Raw genomic sequence first — 14815 nt, forward strand, 5'->3', positions numbered from 1 at the left:
AGAACAGTGGGAAACAACCCCATTCGGGTAGCAATCGTCGGTGTCGGAAACTGTGCTGCATCGCTGGTGCAGGGTGTTCAGTACTACAAGGATGCGGACGCAAGCGCCACCATCCCGGGTCTGATGCACGTGGAATTCGGCAAGTACCACGTCAACGATGTGCAGTTCGTCACCGCCTTTGACGTTGACGGCAAGAAGGTCGGCCTCGACCTTTCCGACGCCATAGGCGCCAGCGAGAACAACACCATCAAGATCGCCGACGTGCCGCCTACCGGCATAAAGGTCCAGCGCGGCCACACCCTCGACGGTCTGGGCAAGTACTACCGCGAGACCATCGTGGAGTCCGACGCCGAGCCCGTTGACGTTGTCGCCGAGCTCAAGGCCTCGCAGGTCGACGTCATGGTGTGCTACCTGCCCGTCGGCTCCGAAGCGGCAGCAAAGTTCTACGCCCAGTGCGCCATCGATGCGGGCGTAGCCTTCGTCAACGCCCTTCCCGTCTTCATTGCCGGCACCAAGGAGTGGGCTGACAAGTTCACCGAAGCCGGCGTCCCCATTGTGGGAGATGACATCAAGAGCCAGATCGGCGCAACGATCACGCACCGCGTCATGGCCAAGCTGTTCGAAGACCGCGGCGTCACGCTGGACCGCACCTACCAGTTGAACGTCGGCGGCAACATGGACTTCAAGAACATGCTTGAGCGTGACCGTCTTGAATCCAAGAAGATCTCCAAGACCCAGGCCGTCACCTCCAACGTCGAGGCTGAGATGCACGCTGACGACGTCCACATCGGCCCGTCGGATTACGTGGCCTGGCTCGATGACCGCAAGTGGGCCTTTGTCCGCCTCGAGGGCCGCAACTTCGGTGATGCCCCCGTCTCACTCGAGTACAAGCTTGAGGTGTGGGACTCCCCGAACTCCGCGGGTGTCATCATCGACGCCATCCGCGCCGCCAAGATCGCTGCCGACCGCGGCATCGGTGGGCCAATCCTCTCCGCGTCCAGCTACTTCATGAAGTCGCCGCCGGAGCAGTACAACGACGACATCGCCCGCGACAAGGTGGAAGCCTTCATCCGCGGCGAGGTTGAGCGCTAAACGCTCCAGCAGAAACGAAACGCTTCCGGTTCAACCGGGAGCGTTTCGTGTTTCCAGGGCCGGTTGGCTGCCGCTGCGTCGCGGGCATGAGAGATTGTTGACATGAGCAAGAAGAAGCGTGGGCGGTCCGCAGAGGATGGCGCTTCGAATCGACGATGTCCCGGTCTCCGATGACGGGCACACCTCCCCACCCGCTTCGCGCTACGCTTCCCGGGCTGGGTGTCTGCCTCGCCGGGGCGGGGCTCGCCTGGGGTTTGAGCAGGCTGCTGCAGGGGACCAGCCCGCTGCTGATTGCCATCCTGCTCGGCGCGGTGTGGGGAAACACCCGGCCCATATCGGCCGGCCTGGTCGGCGGTATCACCTTCTCTTCAAGGCGCCTGCTCAGGGCAGGAATTGTCCTGCTGGGCCTCCAACTTTCGCTCTCGGCGGTTCTTGATCTCGGGCCGGCCGTGCTGCTTGTTGTCCTCCTGTCGGTTGGAGTCACGTTCGGTGCCACTGTCTGGCTCGGGAAACTCCTCGGCATCGGCCTTGCCCAGCGCCTCCTCATTGCCTCCGGGTTCTCCATCTGCGGGGCCGCGGCGGTCGCAGCGGTGGAGAGCGCCGTCGGAGCCAGGAAGACGGAGGTTGCCACCGCGATCGGGTTGGTGGTCCTCTTCGGGACCCTGATGATTCCGGCAGTCCCGTTCCTCGGGGGGCTCCTGGGACTACCCGAGCGCACCCTCGGTATCTGGATCGGTGCCTCGACTCACGAAGTGGCACAGGTGGTGGCAGCCGGTGACGCGGTGGGCAGCTCCGCTCTGGCCGTAGCCGTCACGGTGAAGCTCGCCCGCGTGCTTACTCTTGCTCCGATTGCCGCTGGAATCGCGCTGCACGCGCGCCGTACCGGGCCGAGGAGCGGCGGCACAATGCCGCCCGTCGTTCCGCTGTTCATTGTGGGGTTCGTGGGAGCGATGCTGGCGCGTACCGCGGAGGTGCTTCCCGCGGATGCCCTGGCCGCAGCTCAAGTGGTGCAGACCGTGCTGCTGTCCGCGGCGATGTTCGCACTGGGGCTGGGTGTGCAGCTGAGAAGCCTGCTCCGGGTGGGTAGGCGACCCGTTCTGTTGGGCATTCTCTCCACGCTGGTGATTCTCGCTGTTTCCCTCATCGGGACACTGGTCCTGCCCCTCGGTTAGAAGGGACAGGACGGGCAGCGTTTTAGGCTTCCGCGTCGCGTGCGGCGATGAAGGCGGCCACGCAGGTTTCGACGTCGTCCGTGCTGTGCGCGGCGGAGAGCTGCACGCGGATCCTGGCCGCTCCCTTGGGGACCACGGGGTAGCTGAACGCGATCACGTAGACACCGTGTTCCAGCATGCGGTCCGCCACCCTCGCCGCCAGCGCCGCATCCCCGAACATCACCGGAATGATCGGATGCTCACCCTCAAGGAGGTCGAAGCCTTCCTCGCTCATCCGCCGCCGGAACAACGCCGCGTTCTCCCCCAGCCGCGCACGAAGATCGGCACTGTTCTGCACCAAATCCAACGCGGTGAGCGTCGCCGCCACAATCGAGGGGGCGAGTGAGTTGGAGAACAGGTACGGCCGGGCACGCTGGCGCAGCAACTCAACAATCTCCGCCCGCCCCGACACATACCCGCCCGACGCGCCACCCAACGCCTTACCGAACGTCCCCGTATAAATATCGACCCGGTCCGAGACCCCCGCGTGCTCGGGGGTACCGGCGCCGGTGCCCCCCATGAACCCCACCGCATGGGAATCATCGACCATCACCATCGCGTCATACCGCTCCGCCAGGTCGCAGATCTCCCGCAGCGGCGCCAGATACCCGTCCATCGAGAACACCCCGTCGGTGACCACCAGACGGCGGCGCGCACCGGAGGCCTCCTGCAGTTTCGCCTCAAGATCAGCCATGTCCCGGTTCGCGTAACGGTACCGCTGCGCCTTGCTCAACCGGATCCCGTCAATGATCGAGGCGTGATTCAACGCATCAGAAATGACCGCGTCCTCAGCATTCAACAGCGATTCGAACACCCCGCCGTTCGCGTCGAAACACGACGAAAAAAGGATCGTGCCCTCCGTCCCCAAAAACTCCGACACCCGCTCCTCCAACTCCAGGTGCAGGTCCTGGGTGCCGCAGATGAACCGCACCGACGCCATCCCGAAACCGCGCTCATCCAACGCACCCTTCGCCGCCTCGATAATCGACGGATGATCAGCCAACCCCAGATAATTGTTGGCACAGAAATTCAGCACCCGGGCGCCCTCTGCGTCCCCCAGCGCCGCCCGGATGGAATTGGACTGCGGCGAGGAGATCGTGCGCTCGTGCTTGTAGAGACCGGCATCCCGTATCTCCTGCAACTCCGACTGAAGCTGGTCCCGCACTGCAACAAACATTCCGTTCCTCCTCTAGATTGCCGACCAGTCCAGCACTACCTTGCCGCTGCGCCCGTCCCGGGCAATGTTGAAGCCTTCCTGCCACTCCGACGCCGGCAGCACGTCCGTCACCACGCTCGCCACCGCATCGCGCAGCCGGTGGTTGGACTGCAGCATCGCGCTCATCGCGTACCAGGTCTCAAACATCTCCCGCCCATACACACCCTTCAGGGTGAGCATGTGCGTGACCACCTTCCCCCAGTCGATCGTGATGTCCGACGACGGAAGGCCCAGCATCGCAATCCGCCCGCCATGGTTCATGTTGTCGATCATTTCCGGCAAGGCCGGGGCATGCCCCGACATCTCCAGCCCGATGTCAAAGCCCTCCACCATATGCAGTTCCCGCTGCGCCTCCGTGATCCGCATCCGGCTCACATCCACCGCCAGATCCACCCCGATCGAACGCGCCAGCTCGAGCCGGGGCTGCGAAACATCCGTGATTGCGATATTCCGGGCGCCCGCATGCCGGGCCACCGCGATCGCCATCAAGCCGATCGGCCCCGCACCGGTGATCAGCACATCCTCACCCACCAGCGGGAAGCTCAGCGCCGTATGCACCGCATTCCCGAACGGATCAAACACCGCGCCCAGCTCCGGTGTCACACCATCATGGTGGACCCACACATTCATCTCCGGAATCACCACATACTCGGCGAACGCCCCGTCCCGCTGCACCCCGACACTGACCGTACGAATGCACATCTGGCGGCGCCCCGCCCGGCAGTTCCGGCAGATCCCGCACACAATATGACCCTCACCGGAGACCCGGTCGCCCACCCGGACCTCATGCACACCGTCACCGAGCGCGACCACCTCGCCGTAGAACTCGTGTCCGGGAATCAGCGGCGCCTGGATGATTCCCGCCGCCCACGCATCCCACGACTCAATATGCAGGTCCGTACCGCAGATACCGGTGGTGAGCACCCGGATTTTCACCTCGCCCAGGCCGGGCACAGGCTCCGGCCGGTCCACCAATTCAAAACCGGGTTGCGCACCGGGCTTGTAGAGCGCTTTCACTCAGCAGTCCTTTCCCAGGTCTTGACCAACGGTGTTCAAAACAGCCCCACCGCGCCGCCGTCGTCGTCGACGTCCATGCGCAGGGCGCCGGGCTCCCTGGGCAGACCCGGCATGGTCATCACCGCACCGGTGAGGGCGACGATGAATCCCGCACCGGTCTTCGGAATCAGGTCGCGCACATGCAGGGTGAAACCCTCAGGTGCTCCCAGCCGGGTGGCATCGTCCGAGAAGGAGTACTGGGTCTTCGCCATGCATACCGGCAGGTCGTCCCACCCGTTGGCCTGAATCTCGGCGAGCCGGCGAAGTGCAGGAGTGGAAAACGCGACGTCACACGCTCCGTAGATCTCCTGCGCAATGGTTCGGACCTTCTCCTCCACAGACAGTTCCAGCGGGTAGAGATGCCGGAAGGACCGGGGTTCATCCAGCGCGGCCAGCACCGTGGCGGCAAGTTCATCACCGCCGGGCCCGCCGCCTCCTTCGCCCCAGATGTCGGCCACCGCGGCGCTGACGCCCTCACCGGCGCACCAGCGCAGCAGCCAGGCGAGTTCCTCATCCGTATCGGTGGCGAATTTGTTGACCGCGACCACAGGGGTGATGCCGAACTTTTTGACGTTCGCAACGTGACGCCGCAGGTTGACCGCTCCGCGTTCCAGGGCCCCCACGTCGGGCCGGCGCAGGTCCTCCTTGGCCACCCCGCCGTGCATCTTCAGTGCGCGGATGGTTGCAACCAGTACGACGGCGTCGGGTGCCACATCCGCGGACCTCGCCTTGATGTTCATGAATTTTTCGGCGCCGAGGTCCGCACCGAACCCGGCCTCCGTCACCACAAGATCGGCGATACTGCGCGCTGTCTGCGTGGCAATGACCGAGTTGCAGCCGTGCGCAATGTTCGCGAACGGCCCACCGTGCACCAGGGCCGGGGTGCCCGCGATGGTCTGGACGAGGTTGGGCTTGACCGCGTCCTTGAGCAGGAGCGTCAGTGCTCCTTCGACGCCGAGGTCCGCAACGGTGACCGGTTTCCGGTCGTAGGTGTAGCCAACCGTCATCAGGGCGAGCCGCCGGCGCAGGTCGGCAAGGTCGGTTGCCAGGCAGAAGACGGCCATTACTTCGGAGGCCACGGTAATGTCGAACCCGTCCTGGCGGGGCACGCCCTGGGTTGCCCCGCCAAGGCCGATCACCACTTCGCGCAGCGCGCGGTCATTGACGTCGAGGACCCGCTTGAATGTGATCCTGCGGGGATCGATGTTGAGGGGGTTGCCCTGGTAGATGGAGTTGTCCACCAAGGCCATCAGGGTGTTGTTGGCGCTGGTGATCGCGTGGAAGTCGCCGGTGAAGTGGAGGTTGATGTCCTCCATCGGCAGCACCTGCGAGTAACCGCCGCCGGTGGCGCCGCCCTTCATGCCCATCACCGGTCCCAGTGAGGGTTCACGCAGGGCAACCATGACGTTCCGGCCGGCCCGCGCCAGGGAATCGGCCAGACCCACCGTACAGGTGGATTTCCCCTCACCTGCGGGAGTGGGGCTCATGGCACTGACCAGGATCACTTTTCCGGGTGCCTTCCCGGGGACGGGGGGCAGCCGCGAGGTGTCGATCTTCGCCTTGTACCGCCCGTACAGCTCCAGCGCATCCGCAGGGATGCCCGCGGATGCGGCGATCTCCTCAATGGGACGGATCCGGGCGGCGTGGGCAATGTCGAGATCGGACGCAGGGGCGTGGATGGACGTCATCGTCTTAATCCTTCCGGGGTGCTGGCAGGACTGGGGCGGCTCGGGTGGAAGCTCAGATCCAATCTACCAGCGCCGCGGAGAGGGGAACTTTTGCGCACCTCTGGTGACTTTCCAGCGTGGAAAGTCAGAGGTGCGCAAAAGTTCTAGGCCAATCCTGCGCGGTCCAGAATGTAGCGGGTCATCGGCTCGTACAGGCCCGGACAGACGTTGTCATCAAGGGGCACTGCCACCTCCAGCTGACCCTGTGCCTCGGAGACAAACAGCCCAGGGTCGTTGCAGTCGGCGAAACCCAGGGTGGGAATCCCCTCCGATGCCGCGTGCCCTGCCCAACCGTGATCGGCCACCACCAGCTGTGGCGGCAAGGCGCCCTGGGAGGCAAGGAGCTCGAGGCTCAGCCGCATCGGTTCCGGGTAGTGGGTGTGGACGAGGCCGCCATACTGGTGCCAGACGAGGACGCCGAAGAGCTGCCGGATATCCCCGTCACGGAAGGGCTGGCCTTCCGTGACGGAAACGACGGTCGCGCCGCCACGTTCAGCGGCAGCGGCAAGTGCAGCATGGATGGGCAGCAGGCCGGCGGGATGGCCGGTGGCGAAGAGGATCCGGTGGCCGACGCGCACGGCTTCCCCGAACCGGTCAGCGAACCTGTCGAGGGCGGCCACGCACTTCTCGGCGGAAATGGTGTCCTGGCCCTCGAGGTGGGTCCGGTCCGCGCTGGTGCCGACGCGCTCATGCATCAGGTCGAATACCTCGTCGAAGGTCCACTCCCGGGTGAGCCGGACTCCGAATTCGAGGTGTTCGTTCCCATCCAGGAACAACTGCATGTGCCGGAGGTTGTCCTGCCGCGGCGTCGCCACCTTTCCGGTAATACCCACTGAGTCGAAATAGCTGGCAAGTTCCGCGGCGGCATTCACCCGTCCATCCTAGGCGCTGGGGTTTAGAGCGCGGGCGCACCCTCAAGCTGTTCGACGGCGGCGCAGGGGGTCGCCAACCTCTACGCACAGCAGTGGATCTCCACGCTTCCCAGGGAATGATGACGACTGCGCAGCTGTCTAACTGCACACTTCAGATGCAAGAAGCAGCTGTCCCTCTCGCGTCCTAGAGGTAGACGGCCGCCGACAGCCGGGGTCCGTATTGGGGAGACCTTCCCGGCTGCCGGCGTTCGAACCAGGACATACTGCCACTCCGGTTCTCGCGCCTTCGGGTGCTCGCTCAGCCTAGTGGCTTCTCACCCTCGTGCGTAAACACCTAGTAACGGACTGGCGTACAAATTTTGCTATAAGGCGGTGCCTGTGTGGCAGTAGCTGAATACGACTCGTTTCTCGTATCCGGGATTCATGCTTCGTTCTCCGCAGAGCTATGTTTCGTTGTTCTTCGGTTTAGAGCGCCTCCCTATTGTCGATCTGGCACCAGTAGACAGGCAGGGAGCGGACATGGCGGTAGACCTTTCAATTCGGGCTCGCCGCCGACGGATGGAGCGCATCTGGCTTCCGGCACTTTATCTGGCTCCGACGCTGGTTCTATTGGGACTCTTCGACATATATCCCATCTTCCTTTCCGCCTGGATAAGTCTTTGGCGTTGGGGGATCAAGGCCGAGGAGTTCATCGGCTTTGACAACTACACACGAATTTTCGAAGAGTTGGGCAGCAAGCCCGGCGGCGCTCCCGGTGAAGTAGGCCAAAGCTTACTTGTAACTGCTTTTTATGTGTTGGGAACGGTTCCGGCGACCATCGCAATTGCATTTGTGATCGCCAACATGCTGAACGCTCGTGTGAGGTTCCTGGCGCCGCTACGTACTGCATACTTCATTCCCTATATCACGTCGACTGTCGCGGCTGGCCTGGCCTTTGTATGGCTGTTGAATCCGCAGGTCGGCGTCGCCAACGCCACTCTCAAGGCATTTGGATTACCCGCGCAGCAATGGCTACTCGACCCGGAACCGGTAGTGCCCAAATTATTCAGCATCGCAGGCATTGGATGGTCCGACCAGTTGCCGGCCTTTCTCGCGGGGCCCAGTGTGGCATTGACGTGCGTGATGGTTTTCAGTATCTGGAACACATTGGGCTTCGCTGTCGTCATCATACTGGCCGGGCTGACCACCATCGACACGCAGGTCAAGGAAGCGGCTCGAATGGATGGGGCGAATTCATGGCAGATGGCCACCCGGATAACAATTCCCTTGGTTTCTCCCACGTTGTTCTTCCTCCTCGTCGTTTCCACGATCCGGTCTTTCCAGAGCTTCAACGAGATCTTTGTGCTGACCAGTGGCGGTGGCTACGGAGCCGGCGCCGGGTCGCCCCTGGACACGACATTGACCCTGCCGGTGCTAATTTTCCGCCACCTCTATGAGAGACCCGGTTCAGTGGGCTTTGCAGCAGCGCTCTCCATGCTGCTTTTCGTCCTGCTACTGGGCGTGACGCTGCTGCAATTCCGGTTCGCTGAGCGCCGCGTGCACTATGACTGACGTGCACAACGACTGAACCAGCGGGAAGTACCACGAACCAGATCACCCCTCAGCGAAAAGACGGAGCGCCCCAGTGGCAATTCAATCCATCGCACGCGACCAGCGCGATTCAACAGATTCGTCCAAGCCCGCCGCGAGGACCAGCACACCATCGTCCGATGAGCTTGGGAGGTGGCGGCGTCGTGCGGGCCGGGTGATCCTCTATCTCCTCCTCGCGGCTGGAGCGGCGATCATGTTGTTTCCGTTCTTCTGGATGGTGTCGAGTTCCCTAAAAACCTTCCAGGAAGTGAACCTCTCACCCCCAACGTTGTTCCCTGCGGACCCGCAATGGTCAAATTACGCTGACGCCTGGACCGCACCGCCGTCGGGTTTCGCACGCTATTTCCTCAACAGTCTTCTGGTCGCGGTGGTTGGTACTTCTCTGCAGCTCTTCACTGGACTTACCGCCGCCTACGCGTTCGCTCGGATGAAGTTCCGGTTCAACAACCTGCTCTTCGTGATCGTTCTAGCCACCATGATGATCCCCTTCGAGGCAAAGATCGTCCCGAATTATGTGCTGATTCGGCAGATACCGCTGACCGGGGGCAACGATCTCCTGGGGGCGGGAGGATCCGGCCTATATGACACCTACGCCGGTATGATCCTGCCCGGGGTGGCAAGCGCATTCGCGATCTTCCTCCTGCGTCAAGCCTTCATGGCCATTCCGCGTGATTATTGGGATGCCGTTCGGATGGACGGTGCATCGCACTGGACCTTCCTCTGGCGAGTGCTCATTCCCATGACGATGCCGGCGGTGCTCACGGTGGTGCTGTTTGGCTTCCTCGCCCGTTGGAACGAACTGCTGTGGCCATTGATCGCCACTCAATCGGAATCGATCCGTCCCGTTCAGCTTGGACTCATGAGCTTTTCCGGGGACGAAGGTTCGCTCTATCACCTGCTGATGGCCGCCACCACGCTCGTGGCCATCCCCGGCATCATCTTCTTCCTCTTCGTCCAGCGCCGATTCATTGAAGGCCTCACCGCCTTCGGCGTCAAGGGCTAAATACTTCACTCTCCAAGCTCCAACCGTCCATCGCAACACACGTCTACTGCTCCATCAACCGCACCGGAGGTCCGCCGCTATGACAACGAAAAACTCCTCTCGGAGAAACATCCTCCCATCCATCGTTCTGATCAGCTCACTACTGGTGACCTCGTGTGCCGCTGGCTCAGGTTCCCAAGCAGGTTCTGAGAACGCAGGGGCCACTTCAGCTGGTATCGACGAGACCACCCTCCCTGAGGGCGTCGAGATCGACTTCTGGCATATTCAGGCCACCATCTACGGGGAAGCAATCACGGAAATGGTCGAGGAGTTCAACGCGACCAACGAATGGGGCATCGTCGTGAATGAATCTTTCAAGGGGTCCTACCAGGAGCTCAACCAAGCAGTCCGGGCCTCATTGGCCGGCGGTGGATCCCCGGACGTCACTATGGCCTACGAGAACGACACCCTGGAATATCTGGCCAACGACGTGATCGTCCCTCTCGACCCGTACCTCGAAAGCGAGAAGTACGGGGTTACAGAGGAGGAAATTGACGACATGGTCGATGGAGTGCTGGCCCGCCAGCGGGTCGATGCGTACAACGGCAGCACCCTCTCCTGGCCCCACGGCAACTCCAGCATGGGTATGTACTACAACGCCGATCTGTTCAAGAAAGCCGGAATCGAAGCGCCTCCGGCCGACTGGGACGAATTCATGGAGCAGGCGCGCCAAATGAAAGAAGAAACGGGACTGCCCTACGTCGCCCTAGGCACCGGAAAAAATGGGATCTACTACAACATCATGCGATCCAAGGGAACCACTCCCTATGATCCCGAAGCGGGAACTACAGAATTCGCGTCACCTGTGTCTATTGAAGCCCTAGAGCTGCTCGCAGGACTCTACGAGGAGGAGCTGGCATACACTGCAGCCGACACAGAGCAGGAATTCACGAACGAACGAACGGCCAGCGAGATCGGAACCACAGCGCGTACCTCCACGAAGATCGAGCAAATCGGCGACAGATTCGACTGGACAGTGGCGCTCACCCCGCAGGAAAGCGAAGAACCTGTGACCCAGCTTTTCGGCGGAAACCACGTAATCCTCGCCTCGGACGATTCGGAGCAGGAACTCGCCGCATGGCTCTTCATGCGCTGGTTCGCAGGCACCGACGCCCAGGCCATCTACGCAGCCCGCACCGGGTACTCACCCGCCGTGGAAAGCGCGCTCGAAACGGAACTCCTCACCACGAACTACGAAGAGAACCCACAGAAAGCAGCCGCGTTCGAGAACGTGTTCGTCAACGCGCAGATCATGCCTCCCACAGCGGCCGGCAACGCAATCGACGACATGGTCACCGGCGTGGTTGAAGAAGTGGTCCTGGGTCGCCTGACTCCGCAGGAAGCCGCCGATCGTATGGACGCGGAGGCAACCACCCTCCTGGCATCTGCACCGCAGAACTGATCTCCGATGGCGACAGAGACCGAGGAACAGATACAGCTGCCATCCGTAGGAAATCAGCCTCCTCTGGCGAACCTCCGGGCCATCAAGATGGTTTTGTTCGACCTTGATGGGACACTCCACGACGACCCCCGGGTCACCGACCGGTACGCGTCAATTTTGGAAGACATCATTCCCGACGGCGGCGGCCAAGGATTGCGGACTGAGGCCGCCGCGGTCGCAGCTGGTGAACACCCCGCTTTAAAACCGGGGCTTTTCGCCGAACCATACCGCGGAATCGTGGTGCACGCACCGGAGTGGACGTCGGAAAGCGCGACGGACTGGGAGGGACATCCCGTGCCCGTCCCCGACGATCTCCGGGGACGAGTGGGCCACGATGGCCCACTGCGATACCTGGGTGACAGTTGGCAGATCATCGGCACCCTTGCGGCCTCCCGAGGAGCAGACCAGCGGATACAAGCCGAAGCCTTCGCCTCGGCCCGCCGGTTTGTCAATGACCACGCAACGTCGCTGATCCGGTCGGAACACCTGGACGAAGTACTCGACAGGCTTGCGCCTGGCCGCCATCTTGTCCTGGCCACTAACACTCCTGAGCAACTGGCGCGCCCGCTGGTAGATCGTTTGGCTCTACGCCCACCGTTCGCGATAGTTCGCTTCGATGCCCGCAAGCCCAAAGGCTGTGCACAGCTGATCGTGCAGGCACGGCGCGCATGGGGAACTCATCCGGCGGAGGTGCTGGTCGTGGGGGACAACCTGTGGAACGATCTGCTGCCCCCTGCCGGTCAAGGCTGCAGGACGGTGCACATTGATCCGCTGGGAACCGACTCCGATGGGCGCTGGTCAAGCGCCCGCTACGACAATTTCGCCGCTTTCGCCGCTGCGCTGAGGGAGATTCCTGATGAAGCCTGATACCGAACCGACACTGACTTTTTTCAACGGAACCAACACGATAGGCGGTGTACAGGCCGCCGTCCGGATGGGCGGCTCAGCGCTGTTCTTCGACTTCGGTATCACCCCGAACCCGACCGGTTCCTTGTTCTCACGTTCCTCTCCTGCACCGGTCGACGAACGTCTAGCCGCCCACCTGCGGGCGGGCATGGCACCCCTGGTGGAAGGACTGTACGATCCGGCTCAGCTCGCACCATCCGGTGGAAGCGTGGCCGCCGCAGTCGGTTCCCTGACGCATGAAGGCCGCCTGCTCCATGACGCCACAGTGCTGGACGGGCTGGAGGAACTGGGCATCTTCGTCAGTCACAACCACAACGACCACTGTGGGCTGCTGCCGTTCGTCAACCCCAAGATTCCGGTTCTCATGAGTGCTGACGGCGCGGCCCTGCATGCCGGGCTGGTGGAATCAGGGACGCTGCCGGGAACCCCCGCCACGGTGCGCAGTGTGCAGGAGGGAGAGCGCGTCAGCATCGGCGACCTTCAGCTTGAAGTGATACTGGTGGACCACGACATCCCCGGAGCAGCAGGATTTGTTCTCGAAGCTGACGGCCGCCGGGTCGCCTGGACCGGCGACTGGCGTGCCCACGGCCATGCCCCCGAGCGCATGGCCGAGTTCGCCGAGCGCGCAGCTGGGGTGGATCTGCTGATTACCGAAGGCACCACGCTGCGTCCTGACTCAAGCCCCGTCCGCCCCCTCTCCGAAGCGGAACTGACGGAACGGGTGCACCGTCTTCTCGCCGCAACGGACGGGCTGGCTTTCGTAACGCCCTACCCGCGCAATCTGCGCCGGCTGGCTGGCCTCCGCGATGCAGCCACCGCAACCGGCAGGACCCTGGTTCTGCGTCCGGAAACCCTCTCCGGGTGGCAGGCGGCAGCCCGCCACGGAATCACGGAACCCCTGCCCACCGACGGCACCAACACCGTGGCGGTGCTCACCACCGGTGACACAGGCGTCCATCTTCCGGAAGACGTGGAACGTGTGACGCTGGAGGACCTTCGCCAAAACCGCAACAACTTCATCGTGGAACTGCAAGTCCCTGATCGGTGGCTAGCACTGGCCGTTGGAGCACGGCAGGGTGACCTGTTGATACACACCAACGGTGAGCCGCTGGGCGCGTGGGCACCGGAGTGGACCTCACTGCAGGCGTGGGTGCAGGCGCTGGGGCTGGACTTCGTCTGGCTTGATTCCGGTGGACATGCCAGCCCTGACGATCTTGCCTGGCTGACTGAGGCCGTGCGCCCCGGCGCCGTCGTCGCGGTCCATAGCGCCCATCCGCACCTATTCCCGCGCACCTCCGCTCCGCTCGTGCTTCCTCAGCGCGGGCAGGCCTTCCCTATTTCCCAACCCGCCGACTTCGCACGCGGTGCACGCGGAGCGGACCCCGAAAGGACCCTGATTCCATGCGTTTCGTTGTCATGACCCACAACATCTGGGCGGATACACGGTGGCCTGAACGCGAGCCCGCCCTGCGATCGCTCCTTCGCACCCGGCGCCCCGATATCTACGCCGTGCAGGAGCTTCGCCCCGCCACCAAAGCTGTGATCGACGAGGTGCTTTCAGGGCACTCGCGGGTAGAGGACAGCGAACGTGGATGGACGTACGAGAGCTCAATCTGGTGGGATTCAGCCCTGTTCACCGAAGTGGAGCACGGTTCCATCGATATTGGTATCGGGGTAGACGAGATCCACCGTGACCGAAAACTGTTCTGGGTAAGGCTGGCCGCTCAGGACGGTTCTACAGTGGTGGTCAGCACCGCACACTTCTGCTTTCCCGGAACCCAGCGGGAGCTTACTGAGCACGTCAATCCGCGTATCGCACAGTCGGCGGCCGCCGGTGCCGTGTTGGCGGAACTCGGCGGGCCCGAAGAGCCGGTGCTGTTCATGGGTGACCTTAACGAGTCCTGGCATGTGCTGCGGGTACTCCACGAAGCGGGCCTTCAAGACTCATACTCGGCCCTGGGGGTGGTTCCTGCGGCCACCTGGCCGACCATCCCCACCTGGCCGCAGGCAACCGCACCTTGGGTGATCGACTTCCATTTCTTTCGAGGGCGAATCCGCGCTCTAACCACCGAAGTAGTCGATTTCTTCGAAGGTGACATCGCTCCGTCAGACCACAAACCGGTGGTGACTACCTACGGACTCGACATCGGATAATCGCGACCCCAAACACCGACTGAGCTACCGCGGCACGGCAGAGCAGGAAAGTACTCACCTGCTGATCGCACAAACCTCGATGTATGGCAGAACCGGGAACGAGACAAAGCATCTCGCCACAACAATAGGCTGTCTTGGAACCCATCGACCTGGGGGCCCGTAACGCATACTGCCGCCCAAGGATCGATACCCGTCTCAGCGGCACATACCGGCTCTTCGCATTTGAGGGTGTAATCGGAGCGGCTGGGGTGGGCGCGTCGGTCGCTGGATAGAGGTCGAGGCCTTCCGATGATGGAAGTTCCTACACTGCCCATCTGAAAGACCTCGACGATGCTCCACGCTACCTTCGCTGCGCCTGATCTGACCACGTTCTGCCGTCTCGATGAGCTCGGCCTCGAAGCCGTTGGGCAGCATCTGGGCCCTGAGCGGGCGGTGATCAAGTGCCGTGTCGTTAAAGCGGATCCGTGGTGCCAGTCCTGCGGAGCAGAGGGCGTGCCACGAGACACGA

The 14815-nt window shown here is 62.7% G+C and carries 12 protein-coding genes and 1 pseudogene; 9 read left to right on the plus strand and 4 right to left on the minus strand.

What is annotated here, in order from left to right; genetic code table 11:
- Window positions 1-6 precede the first annotated feature (6 nt).
- Both BLS52_RS13500 and BLS52_RS13505 read left to right on the plus strand, forming a co-directional pair.
- Window positions 7-1092, plus strand: coding sequence for an inositol-3-phosphate synthase (locus BLS52_RS13500; RefSeq protein WP_026543894.1), 1086 nt, complete (start codon window positions 7-9; stop codon window positions 1090-1092).
- 170 nt (window positions 1093-1262) lie between these two features.
- A complete protein-coding gene (locus BLS52_RS13505) occupies window positions 1263-2264 on the plus strand; it encodes a YeiH family protein (protein ID WP_245702868.1) in 1002 nt (333 codons plus the stop codon).
- Between the two features lie 22 nt (window positions 2265-2286).
- Here the strand turns inward: BLS52_RS13505 and BLS52_RS13510 are convergent, their stop codons facing one another.
- The 4 genes from BLS52_RS13510 to BLS52_RS13525 form a co-directional block, all read right to left on the minus strand.
- Window positions 2287-3480 carry a glycine C-acetyltransferase gene (locus tag BLS52_RS13510; RefSeq protein WP_090587418.1) on the minus strand — a complete coding sequence of 398 codons (1194 nt, stop codon included), beginning with the start codon at window positions 3478-3480 and terminating at the stop codon, window positions 2287-2289.
- Between the two features lie 12 nt (window positions 3481-3492).
- On the minus strand, window positions 3493-4536 hold the full coding sequence (gene tdh / locus BLS52_RS13515) for an L-threonine 3-dehydrogenase (protein ID WP_090587419.1): 1044 nt from the start codon (window positions 4534-4536) through the stop codon (window positions 3493-3495).
- A gap of 35 nt (window positions 4537-4571) precedes the next feature.
- On the minus strand, window positions 4572-6263 hold the full coding sequence (locus tag BLS52_RS13520) for a formate--tetrahydrofolate ligase (RefSeq protein ID WP_090587420.1): 1692 nt from the start codon (window positions 6261-6263) through the stop codon (window positions 4572-4574).
- Window positions 6264-6406: 143 nt separating this feature from the next.
- Window positions 6407-7174 (minus strand): phosphatase, encoded by a 768-nt coding sequence (locus BLS52_RS13525; RefSeq protein WP_090587422.1) that lies wholly within the window; start codon window positions 7172-7174, stop codon window positions 6407-6409.
- A 519-nt stretch (window positions 7175-7693) separates the two neighbouring features.
- On the opposite strand from BLS52_RS13525, the gene BLS52_RS13530 reads away from it, so the two are divergent.
- The 7 genes and pseudogenes from BLS52_RS13530 to BLS52_RS18340 all read left to right on the plus strand — a co-directional run.
- On the plus strand, window positions 7694-8725 hold the full coding sequence (locus BLS52_RS13530) for a carbohydrate ABC transporter permease (protein ID WP_175460173.1): 1032 nt from the start codon (window positions 7694-7696) through the stop codon (window positions 8723-8725).
- Window positions 8726-8798: 73 nt separating this feature from the next.
- Window positions 8799-9767 carry a carbohydrate ABC transporter permease gene (locus BLS52_RS13535; RefSeq protein WP_139186268.1) on the plus strand — a complete coding sequence of 323 codons (969 nt, stop codon included), beginning with the start codon at window positions 8799-8801 and terminating at the stop codon, window positions 9765-9767.
- A 79-nt stretch (window positions 9768-9846) separates the two neighbouring features.
- Window positions 9847-11208 (plus strand): ABC transporter substrate-binding protein, encoded by a 1362-nt coding sequence (locus BLS52_RS13540; RefSeq protein ID WP_090587426.1) that lies wholly within the window; start codon window positions 9847-9849, stop codon window positions 11206-11208.
- Window positions 11209-11214: 6 nt separating this feature from the next.
- Complete coding sequence (locus BLS52_RS13545) at window positions 11215-12114, plus strand: HAD family hydrolase (RefSeq protein ID WP_090587428.1); 900 nt, start codon at window positions 11215-11217, stop codon at window positions 12112-12114.
- A complete protein-coding gene (locus BLS52_RS13550) occupies window positions 12104-13573 on the plus strand; it encodes an MBL fold metallo-hydrolase (protein ID WP_090587429.1) in 1470 nt (489 codons plus the stop codon). Before BLS52_RS13545 ends, BLS52_RS13550 begins: the two co-directional genes overlap by 11 nt.
- On the plus strand, window positions 13555-14307 hold the full coding sequence (locus tag BLS52_RS13555; RefSeq protein ID WP_090587431.1) for an endonuclease/exonuclease/phosphatase family protein: 753 nt from the start codon (window positions 13555-13557) through the stop codon (window positions 14305-14307). The genes BLS52_RS13550 and BLS52_RS13555 overlap by 19 nt, the downstream gene beginning before the upstream one ends.
- 330 nt (window positions 14308-14637) lie before the next feature.
- A pseudogene (locus tag BLS52_RS18340) lies at window positions 14638-14815 on the plus strand (ISL3 family transposase); the annotation flags it as partial.

The organism is Arthrobacter subterraneus (genome assembly GCF_900099735.1).
Classification (GTDB): Bacteria; Actinomycetota; Actinomycetes; order Actinomycetales; family Micrococcaceae; genus Arthrobacter_D; species Arthrobacter_D subterraneus.

What these genes read in the sequence shown, in the direction of transcription:
- BLS52_RS13505 (WP_245702868.1), top strand. Translation starts at nt 1,263, where the DNA reads ATGACGGGCACACCTCCCCACCCGCTTCGCGCTACGCTTCCCGGGCTG.
- BLS52_RS13510 (WP_090587418.1), bottom strand. Translation starts at nt 3,480, where the DNA reads ATGTTTGTTGCAGTGCGGGACCAGCTTCAGTCGGAGTTGCAGGAGATA.
- BLS52_RS13520 (WP_090587420.1), bottom strand. Translation starts at nt 6,263, where the DNA reads ATGACGTCCATCCACGCCCCTGCGTCCGATCTCGACATTGCCCACGCC.
- BLS52_RS13530 (WP_175460173.1), top strand. Translation starts at nt 7,694, where the DNA reads ATGGCGGTAGACCTTTCAATTCGGGCTCGCCGCCGACGGATGGAGCGC.
- BLS52_RS13540 (WP_090587426.1), top strand. Translation starts at nt 9,847, where the DNA reads ATGACAACGAAAAACTCCTCTCGGAGAAACATCCTCCCATCCATCGTT.
- BLS52_RS13545 (WP_090587428.1), top strand. Translation starts at nt 11,215, where the DNA reads ATGGCGACAGAGACCGAGGAACAGATACAGCTGCCATCCGTAGGAAAT.
- BLS52_RS13550 (WP_090587429.1), top strand. Translation starts at nt 12,104, where the DNA reads ATGAAGCCTGATACCGAACCGACACTGACTTTTTTCAACGGAACCAAC.
- BLS52_RS13555 (WP_090587431.1), top strand. Translation starts at nt 13,555, where the DNA reads ATGCGTTTCGTTGTCATGACCCACAACATCTGGGCGGATACACGGTGG.